Here is a 25,640-nt window from a genome sequence, read left to right as displayed (position 1 = left end):
CAGTTCGTCTGTCGTACTTCGAGGCATCTCGTGCCACAACCAACAGTTATAGCCAAAACATACAACCTTTGGCAACATATAAGAAAACAAGATTAATAAGATGGATGGCTTTTCCTCTCTTCTGATATCGGAAGATGCAGACGATTACAGCCACAAGTGACGAAGTACACTTCGAATATTTTGGAATTAAAACGATACCATGCGTACGTCTGGGCCCTACATCGAAATCGAGAGGGCTTCCAGACGACCCCCGACTATCAACACCGGCTACAACTCATACGGGAAATCAGTACTCGTTACTATCACGTTTCAGTAACAGCTAGAGACCGGCCATATGAGAGGCGACGACCGGAACAAATGTGGCAGCCGGTGCCGCTACTTCGTGACGACGCTGCCGCCCAGGTCGTGCTTCTCCAGCTCTTCTTCGAGCCCCGCCTCGGGGTCGCGGGTGATACCGGTCTGCTTCGCGAGGTTCGTCGCGACGTCGGTGTCGCGCTCGCCGAACTTCACGACCCAGAAGTACGGCGTCGACGCGGGGTTGGCCGCGACGAACTCCGCGGGCGTGCCCTCGTACCACTCGAAGGAGTCGAAGAACTCGTCGTCACCGCCACCGCCGACGAACACCCACCAGAGGTCGTTCGGTCTATCCTGCGTCGCCGAGGCGACGTACAACTCCGCGATGGTGCCGGGTACGTCGAGCGCCCGGGTCGCGGCGACCGGGCCGGAACCGTCGTGATTCGCGACGGCCTGGAGCCACACGTCGTGGACGAACGTCGGAACCGTCTCGGACTCGAACCCGATGAGCAGGCGCTGGTCGTCGAGCAGTTCGAGTTCGGCGAACCGGCCCGGGTTCCCCGGGTAGACACCGGCGTAGACACGGTTGCCCGGTTCGAGGTCGTCGATTCGCTCCTGAAGCTCACCGCCGTAGTTCATTGTCCCGATTGGCATGGCAGCGCCGACCCAGTACTTGCCCGGGTCCTCGATCTCGAACAGTGGGTGGAGGAGCAGTTTCTCCTCGTCCGCGCGGAAGCCGAGCACGCGCCACTCGCCCTTGAGCATCTTCGTCACTGTGCCGCCCCCTGAACCGGTTCCCCCGATATCATGTTCTGTAGAGAGGTTTGCTGAGGTGATAAGTATGCCGTGGGTAACGAGGTGTGCCAGCCGATAGTGAGGCGTTCGCGCCTGCCTGGCACACCTTCAAGGGGTTTAAGATACCGACGAGAGTTCTTCCATACAATGAGTGGAGAGCAGGAACTTGGGATGACCAAGAGCAAGGAGTACAACACAGGCGAGTGGTACGCCGAACTCGTCCAGAAGGCGAAACTCGCGGACTACGCCCCCATTGGTGGGTTCATCGTCACGCGACCCCGCGGCTACGAACTCTGGGAGCGACTCCAGGACCATCTGGACGGGTGGTTCAAGGAGACCGGCGTCCAGAACAGCTACTTCCCCGTTCTCATCCCCGAAAGCTATCTCGAACAGGAGAAGGACATCGTCGAAGGGTTCGACCCCGAGGTCGCCTGGGTCACCCACGGCGGGCACGAGGAGCTGGAGGAGCGCCTCGCGGTCCGCCCGACCAGCGAGTCCATCATCACGCCCTTCATGAGCGACTGGATCCGCAGCCACCGCGACCTGCCCATGCAGCTCAACCAGTGGTGCAGCGTCATCCGGTGGGAGGCGACGGAGACCAAGCCGTTCTTCCGCACCAAGGAGTTCCTCTGGCAGGAGGGCCACACCGCCCACGCCACCGAGGAGGACGCCATGGACGAGGTCATGATGCGTCTGGGCCAGTACGAGCAGCTGTACGAGGACGTGCTCGCCATCCCCGTGATGCGCGGCCGCAAGCCCGACCACGACAAGTTCCCCGGCGCGAACATGACGACGACCGTCGAGGCGCTGATGCCCGACGGGAAGTCGGTCCAGGGCGGCACCTCCCACCACCTCGGCCAGTCGTTCGCGGACGCGTACGACCTCACCTACACCGACGAGGACGAGGAGGAGCAGACCGCGTGGACGACCTCGTGGGGGCTCTCCTGGCGCGCACTCGGCGCACTCATCATGACCCACTCGGACGACCAGGGCCTGGTCCTGCCCCCGGCACTCGCGCCCGAGCAGGTCGTCATCGTCCCCATCTACAACGAGGACAACAAGGACGAGGTGCTCCAGTACTCGAACGAGGTCGCCGCGGAACTGCAGGAGGACGGCGTGCGCGTCCACCTCGACGACCGCGACGAGCGCAACCCCGGATTCAAGTTCAACGAGTGGGAGCTCAAGGGCGTCCCGGTCCGCTTCGAAATCGGCGGCTACGAGGTCGAGGACGAGGAGGTCACCGTGGTCCACCGCCCCGACGGCGAGGAGGTCGTCGAGGACCGCGCCGACATCGTCGAGGCCACCCACGACCACCTCGATTCGGTGTTCGACAAGCTCTACGAGGCCGCCGAGGAGAACCTCGAGGAGAACGTCCGCGAGGTCGACGAAGTCAACGAGATTCTCGGGACCATCGGCCAGCACGGCGGCTACGTGAAGACGCCGTGGTGTGGCGACGAGGCCTGTGAGGCCGCCGTCAAGGAGAAGGTCCACGCGGAGATCGTCATGCTCCCGATGGACGAGGAGGAGACCCCCGACGCCGACGAGTGTACCATGTGCGGCGACGAGGCGACCGAGATCGCCTACTTCGCGAAGTCGTACTGAGCCGGCGATTTCGCTTCTTTTTCGACGCGACAGGCGGGTAACAAGAGCAAAGTACGAGCACGTCCCAGTTTCTGGCGACCGGGTCCACGGACGGGACTCGACGGAACGATGAGTGACAGCAACGAACCGGCGACGGCGGTGCGAGACGTCCCGCTCGACACCGAAGACGAATCGCTCGACGAACTCCACGCGGCGACGCGGCGGCTGCTCAGGGCCGAGGGGACGGAGGCGATCCTGACGGTCGCCGGCGAGGCGGCGAACGACGTACTCGGGTTCCCGGGGTCGGGCGTGCGGGCGTACGACCCCGAGACGGAGACGCTCCGGCACGTCGCGCTGGGGGGCCGGGTCGGCGGTATCGAGAGCCGCCCCTCGTACGACGTCGCGGATTCGCCACACGGCCGGGCGTTCCAGCGTGGCGAGACCGTCGTCGAGGACATCCCGGACGACGACCGGTTCGACCGTGACTCCTTCGTCCAGACGATGTACGTCCCTCTCGGCGACCACGGCCTCCTGAGCGTCGGGAAGACTGACGGACCGTTCACCGAGCGGGAGGTCGCCCTGGCGGAGATTCTGGCGGGGAACACGACCGCGGTGCTCGACCGCGCCGACCAACGCCAGCAGCTCGAGACGGAGCGCGAGCGCCTCGACGAGTTCTCCTCGGTGGTCGCCCACGACCTGAAGAACCCGCTGGGCGCGGTCCGCGGGTTCCTCGACCTCATCGAAGACACCGGCGAGACGCGCTACGTCTCCGACGCTCGGAACGGCCTGGACCGGATGGAGCGCCTCATCGACGAACTGCTCTCGCTCGCCCGCGACGGGCGAACCGTCGACGACCTGACGACGGTCGGGATCGCCGACGTGGCCCAGGACGCCTGGGAGACCGCGGAGACAGACTCGCTGTCGCTCCACGTCGGAGACGATGTCGACGTGCAGGCGGACGACGCACGGCTCGAACGCCTGCTGGAGAACCTCTTCGCGAACGCGGCGACCCACGCCGACGGGGCGACCACGGTCACCGTCGGTACCCTGTCGAACGGGTTCTACGTCGAAGACGACGGTGCAGGCATCTCACCTGCGGAACAGGCCACCGTGTTCGAGACGGGCTACACCACGGCCCCCCGTGGGACCGGGTTCGGCCTCGCCATCGTCGAGCGCATCGCGGACGCCCACGGCTGGTCGGCGCGGGTGACCGCCGGCGAGACGGGTGGGGCACGTTTCGAGTTCACCGGCGTGGACCGGACTTGCTGAGTCGGAATTCGGCGCGAATGCCACTGTGTCGGCGATTTCTCTCGGTTCCGCAACTGACTCAACTATACACATTAAATCCCTTAATATGTGTTATTAATACCCTTAGTCATTGAGGAGTAGCCTCTTATACGAGTGCGTGGCAGCAGTACACATGACTCAGCCACACCGGGCAGCCCCTGCCACCGAGGGCCTGGCCGACCCCACCGATGAACGCTCGAACTGCGGTGTCGGGGTAGTCATGAACCTCGACGGCGCGACCGACCACGACGTGGTCGCCGATGGACTCCAGCTCCTGCACAACCTCGAACACCGCGGTACGACCGGGGCAGAACCAAACACGGGGGACGGCGCGGGTATCTTGCTCCAGCTTCCCGACGCCTTCTTCGCCGAGACGGTCCCGGTCGACCTGCCCGACGAGTACGCGGTCGGCTCCTTCTTCTTCCCGCAAGATTCGGCGGCCCGCGAGACGTTCCAGTCGCTCGTCGAATCCCAGCTCGCCGAACGCGGCCTCGACGTGCTCCACTGGCGCGACGTGCCGACCGACAACGACGGTCTCGGCCAGACCGCACTCGACTCCGAACCGGACGTCTGGCAGGCCTTCGTCGAGCCGACCGACACCGACAGCTCGGAGCGGGCGTTCGACCAGGCGCTCTACGAAGCGCGACGCGAGATAGAGACGACCGTCGACGACGGCGACTACGACGGTGCCGACCGCTTCTACATCTGTTCCCTCGACCGCAAGACGGTCGTCTACAAGGGCCTGCTCACGGGTGAACAGGTCCCCTCCTACTACCCCGACCTGCGCGACGAGCGCGTCACCTCGACGTTCGTGATGGTCCACGAGCGCTTCTCGACCAACACGCTCGGCGCGTGGCACCTCGCCCACCCCTACCGCGGCATCATCCACAACGGCGAGTTCAACACCATCCAGGGCAACGTGAACTGGATGCGTGCCCGCGAGACGGACCTCGAATCCGACGACCTCGACCTCGACGCGGTCACGCCCATCATCCAGGACCCGGACCAGTCCGACACCGCGAGCGTCGACAACGCGCTCGAACTGCTCACCCAGAACCGCGACCTGCCCCACGCGCTCCGGATGCTCGTGCCCGAGGCGTGGCGCGGCAACGACGACATGGACGAGGGCCGCCGGGAGTTCTACGACTTCCACGCCTCCCTCGTCGAACCGTGGGACGGGCCCGCGCTCGTCGCGGCGACCGACGGCGAACGCGTCGGTGCTGTGCTGGACCGCAACGGGCTGCGCCCGTGCCGGTACGACGTGACCAGCGACGACCGACTCATCATGGCCAGCGAGGCCGGCGCACTCGAGATCGACGAAGCGGACATCGAAGAGCGCGGCCGGCTCCAGCCGGGGCAGCTCTTCCTCGCGGACCCGAACGAGGGTCGCGTCGTCCCCGACGCCGAGGTCTTCGACGACCTCACCGACGAGAAGTACGGCGAGTGGATCGCCAACGAACAGGTGCAACTGGAGGACGAGGCCGACGACGACCCGCGACCCGGCCCGTTCGACGGGAACCTGCGCTCGCGACAGGCCGTCTTCGGCTACACCCACGACGAACTCCAGCACATGATAGAGCCGATGACCAAGAAGGGCAAGGACCCCGTCGGCTCGATGGGTGACGACACGCCCCTCTCGGTCCTCTCGGACTACAACCGCCCGCTGTTCTCGTACTTCAAGCAGCTGTTCGCGCAGGTGACGAACCCGCCGCTGGATTACATCCGCGAGGAACTCGTCACCTCCCTCGAGACCCGGATGGGCTACCAGCGCAACATGCTCGACGAGTCGCCGGAACACGCCCGGCAACTCGTGGCCGATTCGCCCGTCCTCACCGACGCCGAGACCGACGCGGTCAAGAACCTCTCCACCAACGGCCTCTCGACCGAGGTCGTCGACACGACGTTCGACGTCGATTCCGACCTCGAATCCGCCGTCGAGCGTGTTCGGGCGGACGCCGAGGCGGCCATCCGCGACGGCGCGGACGTGGTCGTCCTCTCGGATACGAACATCGGGGCGGACCGACTGCCGGTCCCGGCCCTGCTCGCGATGGGCGCGGTGCATCACCACCTCGTCCGCAACGGGCTGCGCAACCACGCCGGCATCGTCGTCGAGTCCGGCGACCCCCGCACCGTCCACCACGTCGCGACCCTCGTCGGCTACGGGGCCGACGCGGTCAACCCCTACCTCGCGTTCCAGACCATCGCGGACATCACCGCGGGCGCTGACGGCGCGGAACTCGAGGCCGCGGTCGACGCCTACATCCAGGCGGTCGAGAGCGGCCTGCTGAAGACGATGGCCAAGATGGGTATCTCGACGGTCGAGAGCTACCAGGGTGCCCAGATCTTCGAGGCCGTCGGGCTGAACTCTGGCTTCGTCGACGAGTACTTCGAGGGCACCGAGAACCGCACCGAGGGCATCGGTATCACCGACATCGAGTCCGACCTGCGCGACCGCCACGAGGTCGCCTACGGCGAGGACCCCGACCTCGACCGCTCCGGCGAGTTCGAGCACCGGTCCGACGGCATCCGCCACGGCTGGAACCCCGAGACGGTCGGGACGCTCCAGCAGTCCGTTCGCTCGGGTGACTACGAGCGTTACGAGGACTTCGCCGAACTCGTCAACGACCAGACCGAGGAGCTCCAGACGCTACGCGGCCTGCTGGAGTTCGACTCCGACCGCGACCCCATCCCGGTCGAGGAGGTCGAACCCATCAGCGACATCGTCCAGCGCTTCTCGACGGCCGCGATGAGTCTCGGCAGCCTCTCGCCCGAGGCCCACGAGAACAACTCCATCGCGATGAACCGCATCGGCGGGAAGAGCAACTCCGGCGAGGGTGGCGAACCCCCGGAGCGCTTCGGCACCGAGAAGGAGTGCAACGTCAAGCAGGTCGCCTCGGGCCGCTTCGGCGTCACCTCGACCTACCTCGCGAACGCGGACGAACTGCAGATCAAGATGGCCCAGGGCTCGAAGCCCGGCGAAGGTGGCCACCTGCCCGGCGAGAAGGTCAACGAGATGATCGCCCACGTCCGCAAGTCGACGGCCGGCGTCGGCCTCATCTCGCCGCCGCCGCTGCACGACATCTACTCCATCGAGGACCTCAAGCAGCTCATCTTCGACCTGAAGGCCTCCAGCCCCGACGCGGACATCAACGTCAAGCTGGTCTCCGAGGCCGGCATCGGCACCATCGCGGCCGGCGTCGCGAAGGCGAACGCCGACGTGGTCCACATCTCGGGGCACGACGGCGGGACGGGCGCGTCACCGCGCACGTCCATCAAGAGCGCGGGACTGCCCTGGGAACTCGGCCTCACCGAGGCCGTCCAGATGCTCCGCCAGACCAACCTGCGCGACCGCATCCGCGTCTCGGTCGACGGCGGCATGAAGACCGGCCGCGACGTGGCCGTCGCCGCCCTCCTGGGTGGCGAGGAGTACATCTTCGGTACCTCGGCGCTCGTCACCGGCGGCTGCGTGATGGCGCGCCAGTGCCACAAGAACACCTGCCCGGTGGGCGTGGCGACCCAGCGCGAGGACCTCCGCAAGCGCTTCCCCGGCCAGCCCGAGCACGTCATCAACTACATGACGTTCATGGCGCAGGAGCTGCGCGAGATAATGGCCGAACTCGGCTTCGAAACCGTCGAGGAGATGGTCGGCCGGGTCGACTGCCTGACCCAGCGCGAGACCGACCACGAGAAGGCCCGTCACCTCGACCTCTCGGCCGTCCTGGCCGACGTCGGCGAGGGCCCGCGCACCAAGGTCCGCGAGCAGGACCACGAACTCGACGGCCACCTCGACTACGATCTCATGGACGAGGCCCAGCCAGCCATCGAACGCGAGGAGCCGGTCGGCATCGCCGCCGAGGTCACCAACACCGACCGCACCGTCGGTGCGATGCTGAGCAACGCCATCTCCACCGAGTACGGCGAGCGCGGCCTCCCGGACAACACGGTCAACGTCTCGCTGCGCGGGACCGCCGGCCAGTCCTTCGGCGCGTTCCTCGCCCCCGGCGTCGCGCTCCACCTCAACGGCAGCGCGAACGACCACGTCGGCAAGGGCCTCTCCGGTGGCCGCATCGCCGTCGAGACCCCCTCGAACGCGGGGTACGACCCGACCACGAACGTCGCGGTCGGCAACGTCGCGCTCTACGGCGCGACCGACGGCGAGTGCTACGTCAACGGCGTGGCCGGCGAGCGCTTCGCGGTCCGGAACTCCGGCGCGACGGCGGTCGTCGAAGGCGTCGGCGACCACGGCTGTGAGTACATGACCGGCGGCGTCGTCGCGGTGCTGGGCGACACCGGGAAGAACTTCGCGGCCGGTATGTCCGGCGGCATCGCCTACGTGCTGGACGAAGAGGGCGACTTCGAGGAGCGCGTCAACACCGGCATGGTCCACGTCGACCACCAGCTCGACGAGCGCGACCGCGCGATGCTCAAGCGCCTCGTCGAGAACCACCGCGCCTACGTCGACTCCGGGCGCGCCGCCGAACTGCTCGACAACTGGGAGGCGACCCTCGACGCCTTCGTGAAGGTCATGCCGGACGCCTACGAGCGCGTGCTGACCGAGGAGGACGCCGAGGACGTGCGCGAGAGCCTGCCCGACAGCGCGACCGTCGAGGGCGAGTCCGCGGCGGCCGGGTTCGCCTCCAGCGACGACTGAGAGCGAGAGACCCGCACCGCGCCGGCACACCGCGCCGGAACCACCACCGTTTTTCCTGCCTCTCCCATCGCCCCAGTCATGGACACAGCGATGGTCATCGGCGGAACCCGCTTCATCGGCCGCCACACCGTCTCGGAACTCCTCGCCCACGACTACGAGGTCACCATCTTCAACCGCGGCAACCACGAGAACCCCTTCGCGGACGACGACCGCGTGACCCACGTCGAGGGCGACCGCACCGACGACGGCGACCTCGCGTCGGCCGCCCACGCGGTCGACCCGGACGTCGTCATCGACTGCGTGGCGTACAAGCCCCGTGAGGTGCGCATGGCCTGTCGGGTCTTCTCGGACGCCGACGCCTACGTCTACATCTCCTCGGGCGACGCCTACGGGCGCGAGGAGATTCCAAAGCGCGAAGGTGTGACGCCGATGCGCGAGTGCACCGACGAGCAGGCGAAAGACGATTCCGACGAGACCTACGGCAACCGCAAGGCCGAGGGCGACCGCGCGGTGTTCGCCGCTGCCGAGGACGGGGTCAACGCGATGTCGGTCCGTCCCTGCATCGTCTACGGCCCGGACGACTACTCCGAGCGCCTCGACTTCTGGATTTCGCGGGTGAACGAGTACGACCGAATCGTCGTCCCGGGCGACGGCACGAACATCTGGCACCGCGCCTACGTCGAGGACGTGGCCGCGGCCCTGCGCATCGTCGCCGAGGAGGGCGAGGCGGGCGAGGTCTACAACGTCGGTGACCAACGACTCGTGACGCTAGAGGAGCTGGTCCACCTGATCGCCGACACGCTCGACACCGATGTCGAGGTCGTCCACGCTTCCGAGCGCGAGTTGTCCATCGGCGACCTCTCGGGCGAGGACTACATCCTGTACCGCGACTACCCGCACGTGCTCGATACGAACAAGCTGGCGTCGCTGGGCTGGGAGTCGACCCCACTCGAAGAAGCGATGCAGCGCGCGGTCGACGACCACCTGGACTCGGAACGCGACGGGAGCGAGCACGACCCTGGCCGCGAGAACGAAGAGCGCGTGCTGGGCGTGCTCGACACGCTGTGACGGCACTGACACCTCACCGCGCCGCCGACAGTGGCTATACCGGCACAGTGCCAATCACTCCCATGGCGCTCGAGCAGCCTGACCCACCCACCGGCCCGGACGAGAATCCCACCTTCCGCGTGGCGGACGACGACGCCGGCCACGTCGTCGAGTACGGACCGGACGACTACGTCGACTACGAGTACTCCGACGACGGGAACTGGCTGGTCCTCACGGTCGAGACCGAGGACGGTCTGCTCGCCGAGAAGCGGTTCTTCATCGGCTACCCCGCCTGAACCGAATCGGCAGATAGATTTATTCAGCACGGAAGATGTAGTGTAGTAACAACCTCCCACGATGGCCACGGAGACAGACACTTCGCGCCGACACGCCGACGCAGAGTCGGTCCCGTGGCCGCAGCAGGTTCGAAGTTTCGCCGTCCGGTCGACACGGACCATCGTCCGGGACCGGTCCGCGCTGTTCTGGGCGTTCGTCTGGCCCGCATTCTGGTACATCATGACGAGTCTGACGTTCATCTCCCCACCGGCGGACGCGTCGAACCCGGCCCAGCAACTGGGGTACGCGAAAGCAGGGACCGCCATCTCCATCGGCGTCTTCGGTGCGATGTCGGTCTCGCTCATCGTCCTCGGGACCCGCCTCTCGACGGACCGAACCGAGCGACGCTACCGGATGCTCCGGACGCTCCCGGTGTCGCCGTCGGCCGACCTGACCGGCCGCTTCCTCGCGACGTTCGCGTTCTCGCTTGCGTCCTTCTGCACCATCGTCGCCATCAGTCTGGTCGACGGCGCGCTCTACCCGGCCGCAGGGCCGCTCGCGGTTCCCATCGTCCTTGGCTGTCTGCTCGGCGTCTGCCTCACGAGCGCCGGCGTGAGCGTCCTCCTCGCCGAGGTCGTCCGGCAGCGCGAGTACGTCGTCGCGGTGGGCACCGTGGGACTCCTCGTCTGGTTCTTCTTCAGCGGCTTCAACGGCGGCGTGCCGTCGCTGCTCCCCGAGCAGGCCCGGCAGTTGCTGAACATCGTGCCGAACACGGTCGGGACGCGGACCATCACGTCCCACCTCATCGGCACCCCACTCCCGTCCGACCCGCAACCGCCTGACGCGGCGGTGGCCCTCGCGACCGTGCTGGGCTGGGGCGGACTCAGCTACGGGCTCGGCGTGGCCCTCGCCACCCGGTCGATCTACGACAGGGGTGGTCGCTGAGATGTGGGTCGTCGACGCCTCGGACGTGACGGTCCGCCTCGGCGGCGAACCGGTGCTCGATGGAATCGACCTCGGCGTCGAGGAAGCCAAGATATCCGTGGTCATGGGCCTGAACGGGGTCGGCAAGACCGTGCTGTTGTCCTGTCTCGCCGGGAGTCTCCGCCCCGACGAGGGTGGTGCGAGTCTGTTCGGACACGCGCCCCGGGACGTGCGCCACCGGTTCCGGTTCATGCTGGACGACGGCCTGAGCGACCCGGCACTGACCGGTCGCGAGAACCTCGCGTTCCACGCCGACCTCCACCCGCGGTCGACCGACCGGTGGCGCGACTTCGCCGAGACGCTCGGAATCGCCGACGTGCTCGACCGGCCCGTCCACGAGTACTCGAAGGGGATGCGAAAGAAGCTCGACCTGGTCATCACGCTGTCGGCGGACGTCCAGTTGTACCTGCTGGACGAGCCGACGGCTGAACTCGACCTCGCCGCCGTCGACCGGCTGCACACGATACTCCGGGAGCTACGGGCCGAGGGGCGGACCGTGGTGCTGACCAGTCACCGCCCCGTCGACGCGTCGGCCGCCGACGACCTCGCCTTCCTCCGGAACGGTGGCGTCGTCGCCCGCGCGAGCCCAGGCGAACTCCTCGACCACGTTCCGCCCGTGGTCCGCGTCGAGGGCGGCCTCAGCGAGGTGTTCGACCTGCTCCAGGCCGACGGACAGGTCGACGCGCTCCGGGACCTGGTCCGAGACGGGAAACTGCTGGAGGCGGGCGCAGAGCGCCGTGGCTTCCTCGCCGAGGGCGTGGCCCCCGCGACCGTCGAGCAGTTGCTGCCAGCCGCGTCGCTGGCCACGGCGACGGTCGAACAGCCCCGCGTCTCGGACCTGTTCAACTACTACGTCCACTTCCCGGACGCGGCAGTGTCGACCGAGACGGGCCAGGATGACCGATACCAGGAGGACCTCGAACTGCAGTTCGACGACCCCGCGGACGACCCGGCCCACCAGCAGGGCGACGAGGAGGGGTACGAGGAGGACCTCGACCTCGAAGAGTCCCTCGACTGAGCCCGGCGCAGACGAAAAAGAGTTTCCTGTCCCCCCGATGACTGTCACGTATGTTCACCAAATCTACCTGGATCCGGCTGCCACGGAACGTCGTGGTGGGCCACGGCGTCCTCGACCAGACGGTCGAGGCCGTCGAGGAGCTCCACTTGCACGGGCGACCGCTCATCGTCACGAGCCCGACGCCCCGCAAGATAGCGGGTGAGGCCATCATCAAACAGTTCGCCGAGCGCGGGCTGGACGCCGAAACCGTCGTCGTCGATACGGCGAGTTTCGAGGCGGTCGAGCGCGTCATCGAGGCTGCAGAGGAGATCGACGCCGGGTTCCTGCTGGGCGTCGGCGGCGGCAAGGCCATCGACATCGCGAAGATGGCCGCCGACCACATCGGACGGGGCTTCGTCTCTGTCCCCACTGCCGCGAGCCACGACGGTATCGTCTCCGGGCGCGGCTCGGTCCCCGAGGGCGACACCCGACACTCGGTCGCCGCGGACCCGCCGCTGGCGGTCATCGCGGACACCGAACTCCTCGCCGAGGCTCCCTGGGAGCTGACGACCGCGGGCTGTGCCGACATCATCTCGAACTACACCGCCGTGATGGACTGGCGACTCGCGAACCGACTGAAGAACGTGGAGTACTCCGAGTACGCGGCCGCGCTCTCGGAGATGACCGCGGAGATCCTGGTCGACAACGCCGACCTCGTCAAACCCGGGCTCGAAGAATCCGCCTGGGTCGTCACGAAGGCGCTCGTCTCCTCCGGTGTCGCGATGTCCATCGCCGGCTCCTCGCGCCCCGCCTCCGGGGCGGAGCACCTGTTCTCCCACCAGCTCGACCGCATCGCGCCCGACCCGGCCCTCCACGGCCACCAGGTCGGTGTCGGCTCCATCATGACCGCGTACCTGCACGAGGGCGACCGCGGCATCTGGACGGATATCCGCGACGCCCTCCGCAGCATCGACGCGCCGACGACCGCCCGCGAACTCGGCATCGACTCCGACACCGTCATCGAGGCCCTCACGACCTGCCACACCATCCGCGACCGCTACACCATCCTGGGCGACGGGATGAACGAGCGCGCCGCCCGCGAGGTTGCCACGAAGACGGGCGTCATCTGACGAGGCCACCGAAAACGAGCGACTCAGACGTGTTCGTCGAGGAACTCCGCGACCGCGGAGTACGCCTCGATCTTGTTCTCCAGCTTCGAGAGCCCGTGGCCTTCGTCCTCGAAGATGAGTTCGCGGACGGGGACGCCCTGCCCGCGGGCTTCCTCGACGATCTGGTGGGCCTCGCTCACCGGCACCCGCGGGTCGTTCTCGCCGTGGATGACGAACAGCGGGGCCTGAATCGATTCGATGTTGTTGGTGGGTGAGATGGACTCGAGGAACTCGCGGTCGTCTTCCAGCGAGCCGTACTCGGCCTCGCGGAGCTTGCGCCGCCACTCGCCGGTGTTCTCGAGGAACGTGACGAAGTTGGCGATGCCGACCACGTCGACGCCCGCAGCCCACAGGTCCGGGTATTCGGTCAGACAGGCGAGCACCATGAACCCGCCGTAGGAGCCGCCCATGGCGACGAGCCGGTCGTCGTCGACCGCCGGGTGGGCGTGGAGCCAGTCGACGCAGGCCTCGATATCTTTGACAGAGTCCATCCGCTTTCGCACGTCGTCGCGGTGGCTGTACGCCTTGCCGTACCCGGAGGACCCGCGGACGTTCGGCTCGAAGTAGCCGTACCCGCGGTTCAGGAAGTACTGTTTGACCGGGTTGAACGACGGCCGCCGCTGTGATTCGGGGCCACCGTGGATGGAGACGATGACCGGGACCTCGCCCTCGTCGTAGCCGTCGGGAAGGGTGAGGAACCCGGGAACCGCCAGGTCGTCGAAGCTCTCGACGTGGACCAGTTCGGGCTCGCGGAACGTCTCCTCGGGGATGCCCGCCGTGGCCGCGTAGGTCCAGCGCTCGGTCTCGCCGGTCTCGGTCTCGACGACGTAGACGTTCGTGTTGACCGCCGCGCCGGTCGCCGTGATTGCGAATCGCTCCGCGTCCGGGCCCCAGGAGACGCCGCCAGCGATACCGTTCGGAAGGTCGGGCGACGGGTAGGTGTCGTAGCTGGTGGGACCGGTGAACTTCCCGACCGTTATCTCGGTGAACCCGTCGACGTTGCGCGAGTAGACGAACCGACCGGTGTCCTGGTCGAGCGCGATGCCGTCGACGTTCCAGCCGTCACCCTCGACGACGGTCTCCAGTTCCAGCGTCTCCAGGTCGAGCCGGGCGAGGTACAGCGTGTCCGAGCCCTCGTCCGTGCTGACGTACAGCGCGTCCCCGTCGGGTGCCCACGTCGCGCTGTAGAACCGCACGTTCCCCTCGTGGGGCGTGACGTGGCGCATGTCGCCCGAGTCGATGTCGAGCACGTAGAGGTCCTGGTCGAAGTTCGAGTACGCCTGCGAGACGATGAGTCGCGAGTCGTCCGGGCTCCAGCCACCGACCGTGAGCCAGCCGTCGCCCTCGTGGACCAGCGTCGCCTCGTTCCCGCGCTCGTCCCGGCCCTGGACGTAGACGTCGAAGACGCTCTCGTCCCGGCGGTTCGAGGTGAACGCGAAGCGCTCCCCGTCGTGGCTCCAGCCGCCCCAGCGGTGCTTCGCGTCCGGGTGTTCGGTCAGGTTCACCTCCTCGCGACCGTCACCCGAGAGTCGGTAGAACTGCTGGCGCTCGTTGCCACCCTTGTCCATCCCGAAGACGAGTTCGTCGCGTTCGGGCGACCACGAGGCGAAGGTGACGCGCTCGTCGTAGAAGGTCCGCTGGTCCGGCCACCCGCCGGGTTCGTCGATGGTCCAGACCTGCGAGACGCCGGTCGTGTCCATCAGGAAGGAGAGTCGCTCGCCGTCCGGCGAGAAAGACGCGCTGCCGGCGCTCCGGATATGGAGATACCGCTCGATGTCGTACGACATACAGTAACATGGGACCCCACGCCGTTAAGCGGTTGTGGTGGCGGGGGATTTCGAGTGTGGTTCCGCATTGCCCGGTGACGGCCACGAGGCCATCCACGATTGCAGCCACGACCGACTCGAACCACGCGAAAAGGGGGATTTTTAATACGCTATACAGTGCCTCTCGAAACGAGCAATGCGTATCGCCTTCGTCTCGCTTGAAACTGCCCTCCACTGCGACTACGAGGCGATAGACCGCCTCACGCGGACCGCAGAACTCCTCGCGGCGCGCGGGCACGACGTGACCTGGTTCTGTGCGAAGTGGTGGACCGGGGAGAAATCCGAGTGGGAGCACGAAGGCGTCTGCTACCGGGGACTGGTCGACGACCTGGCCGATGCCCGGAAGTTCCGCTACAGTCTGGCCGTCGCGCTGCCGAAGTTCTCTCCCGACGTCGTCCACGCCGGGGCCATCCCGCCGGGGCAGGTCTCGGCCGCGAGCAAGGGTGCACGGGTCGCCCGCGCGCCACTGGTCACGGACTGGTACGGCGACGCGGCGAACGTCAGCCGCAGCCACCGCAAGGCGCTGAAGAAATCGGACGCGGTCATCGCCCCGTCCCGGCTCGTTCAGACGCGCGTCTGGGAGCAGGGTCTCGCCGAGGACGCGGTCGAGGTCATCCCGAACAGCGTCGACATGGACTACATCGAGTCGGTCGACCCGGTCACCGCCGGCGACATCGTCTACTCCCGCCGGCTGGACGAGGGGGCGAACCTGGAATCCCTCCTGCTGGCGCTCGCGGAACTCCGGCAGGTCGACTGGTCCGCCGTGGTGGTCGGCGACGGCCCGGAGCGTGAGAACTACCAGCGACAGGCGCGCGACCTCCGCATCGACGACCGCATCACCTGGCTGGGCGAATGCGACCGTGAGCAGCGGGTCGCGGTGTACAAGGGCGCACACGTCTTCGCCCAGACCGCCCACGAGTGCCTGTTCGCGACCGAACTCCTCTGGGCGCTGGCCTCGGGCTGTATCGGTATCGTGGAGTACCACGCCGACTCCTCGGCACACGAGCTGGTCGAGCTGCGCCAGATGGACGCCGAACGAGGCTTCCGGACGACCAGCGAGTCCGAACTCGCGGACGCGATCCGCGAGGCTGCCGACATGGAGCACAAGGTCGTCGACGAGAGTTTCGCCGAGTTCGACCACCGCCCGGTGCTGGAACGGTATCTCGACTGCTACCGTGAGGAGATGGAATCCGCCGGACTATTCTGAGCAGACAGCGGGTCACACCGACCGATTCAGGCCGCCTGTGCCAGCACGACCAGCGTGTCGCCACCATCGACCACGAGTTCGAGGACCGGTTCGAACCCGGCGACGGCGAGCGGCGTGTACCCGGTCTCGGCGGTCAGGCTCGTCAGGAGGTACCCGTTCGGCCGCAGGACCCGCCGGTACTCGACGAGCGTGTCGTGTGCCGGGGTCGCGGCGACCACCGCGTCGATCGTGCAGGTGTCACCGATGGGCATCTCGGCGTCGACCGTTCGCCGAGGCTCCGGAAGGTCGAGGACAGAGAGGGAGTCGTCGGTCTTGCCGACGAGCAGGTCTGCGTCGTCGGCGAGCACCGCCTGGAGGGCCGCCGTCATGGAACCGGGACCGCCACGTTCGAGTCGGGTCACCGTCGGACCGTCACCGTGGTGCGTCGCAGTATCGAGATCGCCGCGGGGAGTCGTCGTCGCCATGGTGAACAGCCACGAAGACCGGGGGTATCCCCGTTCTCCTTAATCACTTAGGCTCGGCGCTGGCCGAGCAGGAACTGGAAGGCCCCGTCGCCCATCTCGTCACCGACGATATCGGCTCTCTCGACCACGAAACCGGCGTCTTCGACGAGTTCGCGCTCGGTCTCGGCGTCGTAGAAACTCCAGCGCATCTCGACGCCACCGTCGAGCCAGTTCGGGTTCGAGCCCTCCCACTCGCCCGCGCCGGTGCTCACGAGGAGCCAGCCGCCGGGCTCGACGACCCGCGCGAACTCGCGGTAGAGGGCAGCGTGCTCCGCTCGCGGGATGTGGATGGTCGCGTGGTAGCAGACGAGGCCGGCGAACGCGCCAGTCGGGAACGGGAGTCGAGTGAGGTCGCCCTGGACGAAGTCGCCAACGGGAACGGCGTCGATGGCGCGACGGACTTGCTCGCGCGAGATGTCGAGGCCAGTCACGTCGTACTCGGGGACGAGGCGTGCAGCACAGCGCTGGCCATCGCCACAGCCGGCATCGAGGATGGCGCCCCCAGTGGGGACACGCTCGCGAAAGTGCTCGAGGAGCGGCGCACCGGCCGGCCCGTCGTCGCGCTCTGCGGCGTAGGCATCGGCGACCACGTCGTACCCTTCGCGGACGACGCGGCGGTGCTCGTCGTTCGTCATTTGCGGGAGCGACTCGCGGCGGAGAGAAATCACTTCGGGTGGGGTGTGACCGGGTGTGTTGGGGGCAAACAGGCGGGTCGATGACCGAATCGGATTCCCGTCGCGGTGACCCGCACACCAGCCTCGACCGACGACGGGTCGGTTCTCAGGAGATAGCGGGACTGGCCGCGGCATCCGATAAGAAGGGGCGGGGCGGATTCGAGAGTGCTTACTTCGAGAACAAGTCGGGGTCGCGTGCCGCTTTTGCCACCCGGACCGCGGCGACGTTCTCCGCGACGTCGTGGACTCGGATGACGTCCGCGCCGCGGTCCGCCGCGATGGCCGTCGCGGCGACGGTGGCGTGCTCGCGGTCGTCGGCGTCCTGGCCGATGTAGCCGAACATCGACTTGTGGGAGTGGCCGACGAGAACCGGGCAGCCGAGCGCGCGGAACTCGTCGATGCGTCCGAGCAGGTCGAACGACTCCGCGGCGGTCTTGCCGAAGCCGAGACCGGGGTCGACGAGTATCTGCTCGCGGTCGAGACCGGCCTTCTCCGCGAGTAAGACCTGCTCGCCGAGCTGGTCGATGACGTCGTCGACCACGTCGTCGTACTCGATGTCGTTGTCGGGGTCGACCGGTGTGTCGATGCTGTGCATCACGATGAGCGGGGCGTCGAACTCGGCAGCGACGAAGCGCATCTCGGGGTCGTCGAGCCCGGAGACGTCGTTGAGGACGTCCGCCCCGGCGTCGAGGGCGGCGCGAGCGACCGCGGCCTTCCGGGTGTCGACAGAGATAGTGGTGTCGATGCCGGCGTCGCGGATGGCCTCGATGACGGGGACGACGCGGGCGATCTCGTCCTCGACGGAGACTTCCGCTGCGCCGGGCCGGGTCGACTCGCCGCCGATGTCGATGATGTCCACGCCGGCGTCGACCATCTCCTCGGCGTGTTCGACGGCCGCGTCGACGGCGTCGAACTCGCCGCCGTCGTGGAAAGAGTCGGGCGTGACGTTCAGGATGCCCATGACGGCGGTCCCGTCCTGCCAGGGATAGTCGGTGGGGGAGTCGGGCTGCTGGATGTCGAGCGCCTCGCGGAGTTCGGTGGCGAACTGGGCCAGCCCGTAGGGTTGCCCGTCGAGCTTGTCGGTGAGGCGCTTGAACTGCGAGAGCGTCCCCATGAGGACGACGTCGAGGCGTTCACCGTCGGTCTCCAGGCCGGAGACGGAACACTCGCCGCCCAGGCTGAGCATCTCCTCCTTGAGGTAGGACGCCTGTCGCTTCTGGACGCGGGTCTTGAGCACGCGGTGGACGCCCTTGGCACGCATCCGCCAGATGCCGGGTTGGGTGACGCTGGCTGATTCGAGCACCTCGCGGGCGTCGTCGAGGTCGCGCACCCTCTTCGGAATCTCGACGCGGGTCCAGCGCGTCCGGGCCTCGGCGACGGTGAACAGCGACCCCGTGACCAGCACGCAGTCGTCGGGACCAGCGGCCGCCATGGCCCGGTCGAGTGCGGTGTCGACCGACGTCCGGACCGTGCGGTCCGACACGCCCGCCTCCTCGAACACCCGGGCGAGGACCGCCGAGTCCTCGGCACGGTCGAGATTCGGTTCGCAGGTGTACACCGCGTCGGGTGTGGGCAGGACCGCGGCCATCTCGGCGTGATCCTTGTCGTGCATCGCGCCGAAGACGAGGTGCAACTCGTCGTACTCGAACTCGTCGAGGACCGTCGCGACCTTCTCGCAGGCACCGGGGTTGTGCGCCCCGTCGAGGACGGTCAGTGGCGATTCCGAGAGTACCTCGAAGCGCCCCGGCCAGTGGGCGTTCCGCAGCCCTCTCGCGAGCGTCGCCTCGTCCACGTCGGCGACCTGTCTGGCGAGGACCGCCGCGATACCGGCGTTGACCGCCTGGAACTCCCCGAGGACCGGAATCCGCGTCTCGACGCGCCAGTCCGGGCCGTCGAGGACAATGCCCGCTTCGGCACCATCGACACGACCCTCGTAAGTGGTCTCTACGTCGCCGTCGGGGCCGACGGTGATCACATCGCCGGCCTGCTTCTTTACGGCCTTCAGCGCGGCTCCCGTCGTTCCCGTCACGAGTGGGGCATCGTCGGGCGCGACGTGGGCCTTGTCGGTGGCGATCTCCTCGACGGTGTCGCCGAGGACGCTGGTGTGTTCGAGCGAGACGCTCGTGACCGCGCTCGCAGCGGGGTCGACGACGCTCGTCGCGTCGTACTTCCCGCCGATACCGACCTCGAGGACGGCCACGTCGACGCCCTGGCGGTCGAAGTACCAGAGCGCGAGTGCGGTCATCGCCTCGAAGAAGGTGGGGGATTCGCCGGCCGCGCCGCGGTCGGTGACGTACGGCTGGACCGTCTCGACGAACTCGGTGAGTGCGGTCCGGGTGAGCTTGCGCCCGTCGACGCGAACCCGCTCTCGCACGTCCTCGAAGTGGGGCGAGGTGTAGAGCCCGACCGTCCGGTCGGTGTCGCGAAGCACCGACTCCACCATGCGGGCCGTACTGCCTTTGCCGTTCGAGCCGGCGACCTGGACCACCGTGAGGTCGTCGTGGGGGTCGCCGAGGTGAGCGAGGAGGTCCGCGGTCGACTCGGTGCCGGGGCGTGGCCCGTACCGGCGAAGGTCGAAGAGCGCGTTCGCGGCCTCGTGGTACTGCATATCCGAACGTCCGGGGCGGCCCGCTTTAGCCTGTCGAACTGCGAAGCCGGGAGCGGTCGACGGGCACGGACGCGAGACGCCCGCCTGCTTCTGTAATATATTGTAACTGTCTCACTATTTCCGGACACGAATGTAGGGATTTTAACCGCCTGTACCCGCCCCATGGTGCCTGTTTCACCGAGATGGACTTCCACTGAAAATCATTTTTCAGTATGATGAACCTATAAGGTGTCGGGTACAGTACGAAGCCACATGAATCGACGACGGTTCCTCGCTGTCGCGGCCGGTGGACTGAGTGCCACCGCCGGCTGCCTCGACGCCCTCTCCGAGGATACAGGCCCTCCCGGCGGCGGAGGGAGACGCTCCGAGACCCCGACCGCCCCGGCGACCGTGCGGCCAACGACGAAGGTCGTCACGAGCAGCATCGGTTCCCCGGCGAGCGTCGGTGATATCGCTGCCACCGTGACCGCCGCGGGCGTGTGGCGACGGACGACGCGCACCGGCACCGACCGGTCGGTCGTCGCCGCCGCAGACCGCCAGTACCTCGTCTTTCACGTCACGACGGCCCGCGCCGAGCCAGCCGCCACCGAGACGCCGGCGGCTCCCCAGTCGACCACGTCCGTCTCCGCCACCCGGACCACCGCAACGCCCCCGGACGCGACCGAGCTCTCGCTGGCCCTCTCGCTCGATGGTGTGACCTACACGCGCGTCTTTCCGACGGACACCTGCGAGGACGGGCACGGCTCGTTCGCCGTCCCGGTCCCCGCCGGTATCGACGCGTCGAACGGCGCTGTGATGTGGTACGCGCCCGGTGGCACCACGGTTCGGTGGCCGCTCTCGTCGGGGCACTTCGACCAGCTCGACCGGACGCCGCGTTTCGTGCTCGAATCGTTCGAGGTCGGGTCGGGAGACACCCAGCTACCGGTCCGGCTCTCGGTCAGCAATCAGGGCAGTCGAGCCGGTCGCTTCCTCGCCGAACTTCGGACCCAGTCGGCGACACAGGGCGAGTCCATCTCGTTCGGGGTCCCCCTCGACGAACCGGTCACGTACCACACCAGCGCCCCGGTTCCGCGGGCCGACCACGACCAGGCGACCGTCCTCCTGCGCTGGGGCGACACCGTCCACGAGCAGACGGTCGCCCTCTGAGGGCGGTCCGCGTCGTCGGCTGGCCTCGTACCGTACAACAGACGCTTCAGCTAGCTGAAAGCACTTATCCGGGTAGCGGGAAGTCGGGAACATGAACAGACGGCGTCTCCTCGCCACCGCCGGAGCCGCGATTCCGGTAGCCCTCACCGGCTGCATCGGCTCGGACGGGCTGGGTACCGACACCGGTCGGGAGCCGACCGAGACGGGCACCGACACATCACCGACCGACTCGACAGCCCCCGACACCACGGCGACCGACCCCGCGTCCGGAGACGGGTACGACCTCGTCGTCGAGAACGCCGCGGTGTACCGCCGGACGACGACCGTCGCGAACGGCGTACACGTCGACGTCGCCGCCGACCCCGAGCGCCAGTACGTCACCGCGGACGTCGGCGTGTTGCCCCCAGAAGATGGCGAGCCCACAGCGGACCCGCCCGCACCGACCGACCTCGGGTTCGCGGTCACACTCGACGGCGAGTCATACGAGAACGCCTTCGCGACCGAGTTCGGGAGCCAGTACGCGACGACCATCGCCGTCCCGGTTCCCACCGGAATCGACCCCGGGACGGGCGAACTCGCCGTCGGTCCTGCAGGAGACGGCGGCGTCCGACACGAGTTCACCGCTGCCCAGCTCGCCCGAATCGCCCGTGTCCCGCGGTTCACCCTCGACTCGTTCACCGTCGAAGGCGGCAACGCCTCGGTCCGGGCGACCCTCGAGGTCACGAACGAGGGCGACCGCGACGGGCGGTTCATGGCCGAGCTAGGCACGGACTACATCAGCGACACCCCCGAGGTGACGTTCGAGGTTCCGGCTGGCGAGACGGTGACGACAGAAGAGCTCGTGTCAGTCTACGCAGAGGACGCGTCCGAAGTGACCGTCGTCCTCGGCTGGGGGAGGACGTCTCACCGCCGGACGGTCACGCTGTGACGCTGCCGGCGGGTACCATCCAGCACGCCGTCAGTGCACCCGCCCCTGCAGCCAGAACACGCCCTCCACGTCGTCGCCTTTCCCGGGCTCGAAGTCGCCACAGAGTCGCTTCGCCGCATACAGCATCACCTGGTACTCGGTCCCGTCGTCGCCGCGGAACAGGGGAACGCGCATCCGGTACATCGGCTGGCCGCCGAAGTCGACCTCGGTGACGGTCTCGACCGTCGTCTGGAAGATGTAGTCGTCCACGTCACCGCCCTCGAACGGGACGAACCCGGCCATCCCCTCGGTCGAGAACTCGTTGCCCTCGTCGTCGGTGAGGGTCTCCGTCTCGGCCGGGTTCAGGTCGTACGCCAGCGCCGCGAGTTCGACCTCGCAGTCCCCGCCGAAGTAGTCGGCCTCGTGCTCCCAGAAGTTCGTCGCGAAGAACGAGACCGTCGCGTCGCCGAGCGTGCCCGAGAGCTGTGCTTCGGCCCCGTTCGCCCACGGGATGAGTTCGGAGACGGCCACCTCGTTGGTGATACCCTCCGCGGCCGGGTAGCCGGACCAGATCTCGCCCGCCTCGCTGGCGATGGTCACGGTCGAGAGCGCCCCCGCGCTGCCCCGGTAGCCGACGACCGTCTCGTCGTCGACCTGCCGACCCTCGGTCGCGGTCCCCGACTCGACCGCACCCATGATCGCCTCCATGATGGCGTCGTCGCCTTCGACGACCGTGTCCCAGTGGCTCCCGTGGCTCCCGCTCTTGGCCCCCTCGTGGGCCACGTTCACCCCGGAGCGCCCCCGCCCCTCGGGGTCCGACATCTCCTCGGGCGTCACGTCCGCGTCGTCGTAGCCCGCCGCTGGCCCGACGGATTCGTCCCCCGTCGATGCAGTCTCGTCGCTCCCACCGAACAGACCTCGCAACCGGTCGAACAGTCCCATGTGAGAACAGAATCGGCCGACGGTGGAATGTCTTACCCTCGGCCGGGGCCGGCTCGCGGCCCGGGTGTGGCCGCCTTGCAGGCCGGGTGTGGCCGGCTCCCAGGCCGGGTGTGGCCGGCTCCCAGGCCGGGTGTGACCACCTCGTTGGCGGCCTACGTCGTCTCGCGGTCGAACTCTCGTCGCCGGTCGCGCTCCGTGTCGTCCAGCAGCGCGTCGAGGTCGTCACGGAACTCCCTGTTCTCGAACCCCTCCTCGTCCTCGTACAGTATCTGGAGTTCCCGCTCGAACTCGCTGTCGGAGAGGTCGCCGTCGACGTAGCGCTCCGTCAGTTCCTCGCGCTTCTCTTCGAGGGTCGGCTCCGGCGGCGCGAACCACTCCGAGACGCCGTACTGGCGCGCCTGCGGGACCGCGAACTCGACGAGTGCCGCGGCGTTGGAGATGCGCTGGCTGTTCAGGCTCGGCATCGACACCTGGCTGACGATGGCCACCAGCAGCCAGACCACCCAGAATCCCGAGAGGAGCGTGAGCAAGAGGGCTGCGACGACCCACGGGGCGATGGCCCCGACGAAGGTGAACAGGCTCCCGGCGGTCCCGAGCGCCGCGAACGCTTGCAACAGCCCCCACGCTGAGACGCCGACGAGGGTGAACAGGGTCAGGGCGAGCATGGCCACTAGCGCCTTGACCTTCCGACTGGAGAGCAGACCCATGTGGTGTCCTGTAGGGCGGCGGCGTACTTCAAACGAGAAGGTTCCTATCTGGGTGGTGGTCGTGGGTTCATCGGGCGGTTCGAGTGGGGACGACGGTAGGTGTGGCTGGCAGTATGGGTGCTCTCGGTGGCGAGAAGCAGACGACTCGCGCTGGTGGCTATGACTGCCACCGCACAGCACCGCATCCACACCCTCCCCAGCCGATTCCGTCCCCAGAAATCGGAGATTTCTGGTGGGCTCACGAGACGCAAGACGTCTCGTGAACGTTCCTCGTTTCACTCCGCTTCGCTTCGTTTCACTGCGGTACTCATCCCTCGCGCGGTTTCATCTCGTGGCCTCGCTCGTGCTCGGCACACTCGAAAGCGCACGCCAACTGAAAGAGTAGAAACCGAATCCTCAGGCCTTCAGTCGTGCCTAAAGCACCGCGTCCCGGTCATGACCATCGTCATGCCGAGTTCGTCGGCGGCCTCGATGACCTTGTCGTCGTTCTTCGAGCCGCCGGGCTGGATGACCGCCTCGACGCCGGCTTCGGCGGCCTCCTCGACCGCGTCCGGGAACGGGAAGAACGCGTCGCTGCCCATCACGGCACCGTCGGCGGACTTGCCCTCGGCGTCGCGCTCGGCCTTCATCGCCGCGATCTCGACCGCGTCCACACGGGAGACCTGGCCGACGCCGAGGCCGACGGTCTCGGTCCCCTTCGCGAACACGATACCGTTGGATTTGACGTGCTTCTGGACCTTCCACGCGAACAGCATCGTCTCCAGCTCCTCCTCGGTGGGCTCGCGCTCGGTGACGACTTCGAGGTCGTCGACGGTGACCTCGTCGAGGTCGCGCTCCTGGACGAGGCGGCCGCCGACGAGTTCCTTGCTGGTGAACGTCTCCGTGATCTCGCCGAGTTCGCCCACGTCGAGCACGCGGAGGTTCTTCTTCTCGGTGAGGACGTCGAGCGCGTCGTCGGTGTAGCCGGGGGCGACGACGACCTCCTTGAACGAGTCGGTGATGAGTTCGGCCGTCTCGGCGTCGCATTCGCGGTTGAGCGCGACGATGCCGCCGAAAGCGGACTTCGCGTCCGTCGCGAGCGCGTCGGCGTACGCCTCGCTCAGGGTGTCGGCGACGGCACAGCCGGCCGGGTTGGTGTGCTTGATGACCGCGGCGGCCGGTTCGTCGAACTCCTTGATGAGGTTCAGCGCGCCGTCGGCGTCGTTGTAGTTGTTGTAGCTGAGTGCCTTCGCGCCCTCGTTGAGCTGCTCGGCGTGGACGACGCTGGCCTCCTCACAGGTGTTGTCGGCGTACAGCGCGGCGTCCTGGTGCGGGTTCTCGCCGTAGCGGAGGTCGGCGTGGCGGTCCTCGGTGAGGACCCGGCGCTGGGGCAGGTCGGCGGGCTCGTCGCCCTCGACCGAGACCGCGTTGGCCTCGAAGTCGACGGTGAGGCGGTCCTCCGCGACCCACTTGACAGCGCGGGGGTAGGCCTTGAACTCGCCCTCGTAGAGGACCCGCTCTTTGAGCGAGTCCGTGTCGTCACCCTCGTAGACGGGGACGGGTTCCTGGGTGACGATGGGGCCGGCGTCGACCTCGCCAGCGACCACGTTGCCGGCCTCGTCCACCGCGTTCGTGACGGCGTGGACCGTGCAGCCGACCGTCTTGACGCCCGCGTCGAGCGCGTCGCCCCAGGCGTCCATGCCCGGGAACGACGGGAGCAGGCTCGGGTGGACGTTCAGCGTCAGCGGCATCTCGTCGAGGAACGTCTCCGAGAGCACGCGCATGTAGCCGTCCAGACAGACGAGGTCGAAGTCGTATTCGGAGAGCGCTTCGACCACGCGCTGTTCGTGCTCGCGTCGGCTCTCCCCGTCTTCCATGGGGACCGCCTCGGTGGCGATGCCGCGCTCCTCGGCGTCGGCGAGGACGGGCGCGTCTTCGTCGTTCGTCAGGACGACGGCGAGCTCCGCGCCGCCCGGTGTGAGGTCGTCGATGTGCAGGAGATTGCGACCACGGTTTCCGGCGAGACCGGCGATGCGTGTCATACCTGTGTGGCGTGGTGC

At 67.5% G+C, this 25,640-nt stretch carries 19 protein-coding genes; 11 read left to right on the top strand and 8 right to left on the bottom strand.

The window, feature by feature from the left end; translation table 11 throughout:
* Nucleotides 1-375 precede the first annotated feature (375 nt).
* Nucleotides 376-1,068, bottom strand: a complete 693-nt coding sequence (locus tag ACSC1S_RS04155) for a hypothetical protein (RefSeq protein ID WP_435363275.1) — start codon at nt 1,066-1,068, stop codon at nt 376-378.
* 168 nt (nt 1,069-1,236) lie between these two features.
* Between ACSC1S_RS04155 and proS the strand changes: the two genes are divergently transcribed.
* The 8 genes from proS to ACSC1S_RS04115 all read left to right on the top strand — a co-directional run bounded on the left by proS (nt 1,237) and on the right by ACSC1S_RS04115 (nt 13,042).
* Complete coding sequence (gene proS, locus ACSC1S_RS04150) at nt 1,237-2,691, top strand: proline--tRNA ligase (protein WP_435363274.1); 1,455 nt, start codon at nt 1,237-1,239, stop codon at nt 2,689-2,691.
* Between the two features lie 108 nt (nt 2,692-2,799).
* On the top strand, nt 2,800-3,939 hold the full coding sequence (locus tag ACSC1S_RS04145; RefSeq protein WP_435363273.1) for a sensor histidine kinase: 1,140 nt from the start codon (nt 2,800-2,802) through the stop codon (nt 3,937-3,939).
* A gap of 151 nt (nt 3,940-4,090) precedes the next feature.
* Nucleotides 4,091-8,608: a glutamate synthase large subunit gene (gene gltB / locus ACSC1S_RS04140; protein WP_435363272.1), complete on the top strand. Its 4,518-nt coding sequence runs from the start codon at nt 4,091-4,093 to the stop codon at nt 8,606-8,608.
* Nucleotides 8,609-8,686: 78 nt separating this feature from the next.
* Complete coding sequence (locus ACSC1S_RS04135) at nt 8,687-9,676, top strand: NAD-dependent epimerase/dehydratase family protein (RefSeq protein WP_435363271.1); 990 nt, start codon at nt 8,687-8,689, stop codon at nt 9,674-9,676.
* 62 nt (nt 9,677-9,738) lie between these two features.
* Nucleotides 9,739-9,951: a hypothetical protein gene (locus tag ACSC1S_RS04130; protein WP_261650563.1), complete on the top strand. Its 213-nt coding sequence runs from the start codon at nt 9,739-9,741 to the stop codon at nt 9,949-9,951.
* 61 nt (nt 9,952-10,012) lie between these two features.
* The gene (locus tag ACSC1S_RS04125) at nt 10,013-10,876 is read left to right on the top strand and encodes an ABC transporter permease (protein ID WP_435363270.1); all 864 of its coding nucleotides are present in this window, start codon (nt 10,013-10,015) and stop codon (nt 10,874-10,876) included.
* A 1-nt stretch (nt 10,877) separates the two neighbouring features.
* Nucleotides 10,878-11,933 carry an ABC transporter ATP-binding protein gene (locus ACSC1S_RS04120; protein ID WP_435363269.1) on the top strand — a complete coding sequence of 352 codons (1,056 nt, stop codon included), beginning with the start codon at nt 10,878-10,880 and terminating at the stop codon, nt 11,931-11,933.
* Nucleotides 11,934-11,983: 50 nt separating this feature from the next.
* Nucleotides 11,984-13,042 carry an NAD(P)-dependent glycerol-1-phosphate dehydrogenase gene (locus ACSC1S_RS04115; protein ID WP_435363268.1) on the top strand — a complete coding sequence of 353 codons (1,059 nt, stop codon included), beginning with the start codon at nt 11,984-11,986 and terminating at the stop codon, nt 13,040-13,042.
* Nucleotides 13,043-13,065: 23 nt separating this feature from the next.
* On the opposite strand, the gene ACSC1S_RS04110 is transcribed toward ACSC1S_RS04115, so the two are convergent.
* Nucleotides 13,066-14,868 (bottom strand): S9 family peptidase, encoded by a 1,803-nt coding sequence (locus ACSC1S_RS04110; RefSeq protein WP_435363267.1) that lies wholly within the window; start codon nt 14,866-14,868, stop codon nt 13,066-13,068.
* Between the two features lie 175 nt (nt 14,869-15,043).
* Between ACSC1S_RS04110 and ACSC1S_RS04105 the strand changes: the two genes are divergently transcribed.
* Entirely contained in the window at nt 15,044-16,114 is a 1,071-nt protein-coding gene (locus ACSC1S_RS04105) for a glycosyltransferase (protein WP_435363266.1), read from the top strand.
* Nucleotides 16,115-16,140: 26 nt separating this feature from the next.
* On the opposite strand, the gene ACSC1S_RS04100 is transcribed toward ACSC1S_RS04105, so the two are convergent.
* The 3 genes from ACSC1S_RS04100 to folP all read right to left on the bottom strand — a co-directional run bounded on the left by ACSC1S_RS04100 (nt 16,141) and on the right by folP (nt 19,899).
* On the bottom strand, nt 16,141-16,578 hold the full coding sequence (locus ACSC1S_RS04100) for a hypothetical protein (RefSeq protein WP_435363265.1): 438 nt from the start codon (nt 16,576-16,578) through the stop codon (nt 16,141-16,143).
* 47 nt (nt 16,579-16,625) lie between these two features.
* Nucleotides 16,626-17,252: a class I SAM-dependent methyltransferase gene (locus ACSC1S_RS04095; RefSeq protein WP_435363264.1), complete on the bottom strand. Its 627-nt coding sequence runs from the start codon at nt 17,250-17,252 to the stop codon at nt 16,626-16,628.
* A gap of 208 nt (nt 17,253-17,460) precedes the next feature.
* Nucleotides 17,461-19,899 carry a dihydropteroate synthase gene (folP, locus tag ACSC1S_RS04090; RefSeq protein ID WP_435363263.1) on the bottom strand — a complete coding sequence of 813 codons (2,439 nt, stop codon included), beginning with the start codon at nt 19,897-19,899 and terminating at the stop codon, nt 17,461-17,463.
* Between the two features lie 252 nt (nt 19,900-20,151).
* Here folP and ACSC1S_RS04085 point away from each other — a divergent pair, with 252 nt between their 5' ends.
* Together ACSC1S_RS04085 and ACSC1S_RS04080 are read left to right on the top strand one after the other, a co-directional pair.
* Nucleotides 20,152-21,045 carry a hypothetical protein gene (locus ACSC1S_RS04085; protein ID WP_435363262.1) on the top strand — a complete coding sequence of 298 codons (894 nt, stop codon included), beginning with the start codon at nt 20,152-20,154 and terminating at the stop codon, nt 21,043-21,045.
* Between the two features lie 91 nt (nt 21,046-21,136).
* Nucleotides 21,137-21,973 (top strand): hypothetical protein, encoded by an 837-nt coding sequence (locus ACSC1S_RS04080; RefSeq protein ID WP_435363261.1) that lies wholly within the window; start codon nt 21,137-21,139, stop codon nt 21,971-21,973.
* 30 nt (nt 21,974-22,003) lie between these two features.
* Here ACSC1S_RS04080 and ACSC1S_RS04075 read toward each other — a convergent pair whose 3' ends face one another.
* From ACSC1S_RS04075 to purH, 3 genes are all read right to left on the bottom strand, one after another.
* Complete coding sequence (locus ACSC1S_RS04075) at nt 22,004-22,894, bottom strand: hypothetical protein (RefSeq protein WP_435363260.1); 891 nt, start codon at nt 22,892-22,894, stop codon at nt 22,004-22,006.
* Between the two features lie 152 nt (nt 22,895-23,046).
* Nucleotides 23,047-23,601, bottom strand: a complete 555-nt coding sequence (locus tag ACSC1S_RS04070) for a hypothetical protein (protein ID WP_435363259.1) — start codon at nt 23,599-23,601, stop codon at nt 23,047-23,049.
* 404 nt (nt 23,602-24,005) lie between these two features.
* Nucleotides 24,006-25,622 carry a bifunctional phosphoribosylaminoimidazolecarboxamide formyltransferase/IMP cyclohydrolase gene (purH, locus tag ACSC1S_RS04065; RefSeq protein WP_435363258.1) on the bottom strand — a complete coding sequence of 539 codons (1,617 nt, stop codon included), beginning with the start codon at nt 25,620-25,622 and terminating at the stop codon, nt 24,006-24,008.
* Nucleotides 25,623-25,640: the final 18 nt, after the last annotated feature.

The sequence above is a fragment of the Haloarchaeobius pelagicus genome (assembly GCF_051207375.1).
Classification (GTDB): Archaea; Halobacteriota; Halobacteria; order Halobacteriales; family Natrialbaceae; genus Haloarchaeobius.
Note: the sequence above shows the minus strand (reverse complement) of the source record. Positions and strands in the feature narration are given on the sequence as shown.

Coding starts and splice junctions, on each gene's coding strand:
- proS (WP_435363274.1), top strand. CDS start 1,237: ATGAGTGGAGAGCAGGAACTTGGGATGACCAAGAGCAAGGAGTACAAC.
- ACSC1S_RS04145 (WP_435363273.1), top strand. CDS start 2,800: ATGAGTGACAGCAACGAACCGGCGACGGCGGTGCGAGACGTCCCGCTC.
- gltB (WP_435363272.1), top strand. CDS start 4,091: ATGACTCAGCCACACCGGGCAGCCCCTGCCACCGAGGGCCTGGCCGAC.
- ACSC1S_RS04135 (WP_435363271.1), top strand. CDS start 8,687: ATGGACACAGCGATGGTCATCGGCGGAACCCGCTTCATCGGCCGCCAC.
- ACSC1S_RS04130 (WP_261650563.1), top strand. CDS start 9,739: ATGGCGCTCGAGCAGCCTGACCCACCCACCGGCCCGGACGAGAATCCC.
- ACSC1S_RS04125 (WP_435363270.1), top strand. CDS start 10,013: ATGGCCACGGAGACAGACACTTCGCGCCGACACGCCGACGCAGAGTCG.
- ACSC1S_RS04120 (WP_435363269.1), top strand. CDS start 10,878: ATGTGGGTCGTCGACGCCTCGGACGTGACGGTCCGCCTCGGCGGCGAA.
- ACSC1S_RS04115 (WP_435363268.1), top strand. CDS start 11,984: ATGTTCACCAAATCTACCTGGATCCGGCTGCCACGGAACGTCGTGGTG.
- ACSC1S_RS04110 (WP_435363267.1), bottom strand. CDS start 14,868: ATGTCGTACGACATCGAGCGGTATCTCCATATCCGGAGCGCCGGCAGC.
- ACSC1S_RS04105 (WP_435363266.1), top strand. CDS start 15,044: ATGCGTATCGCCTTCGTCTCGCTTGAAACTGCCCTCCACTGCGACTAC.
- ACSC1S_RS04100 (WP_435363265.1), bottom strand. CDS start 16,578: ATGGCGACGACGACTCCCCGCGGCGATCTCGATACTGCGACGCACCAC.
- ACSC1S_RS04095 (WP_435363264.1), bottom strand. CDS start 17,252: ATGACGAACGACGAGCACCGCCGCGTCGTCCGCGAAGGGTACGACGTG.
- folP (WP_435363263.1), bottom strand. CDS start 19,899: ATGCAGTACCACGAGGCCGCGAACGCGCTCTTCGACCTTCGCCGGTAC.
- ACSC1S_RS04085 (WP_435363262.1), top strand. CDS start 20,152: ATGAATCGACGACGGTTCCTCGCTGTCGCGGCCGGTGGACTGAGTGCC.
- ACSC1S_RS04080 (WP_435363261.1), top strand. CDS start 21,137: ATGAACAGACGGCGTCTCCTCGCCACCGCCGGAGCCGCGATTCCGGTA.
- ACSC1S_RS04075 (WP_435363260.1), bottom strand. CDS start 22,894: ATGGGACTGTTCGACCGGTTGCGAGGTCTGTTCGGTGGGAGCGACGAG.
- ACSC1S_RS04070 (WP_435363259.1), bottom strand. CDS start 23,601: ATGGGTCTGCTCTCCAGTCGGAAGGTCAAGGCGCTAGTGGCCATGCTC.
- purH (WP_435363258.1), bottom strand. CDS start 25,622: ATGACACGCATCGCCGGTCTCGCCGGAAACCGTGGTCGCAATCTCCTG.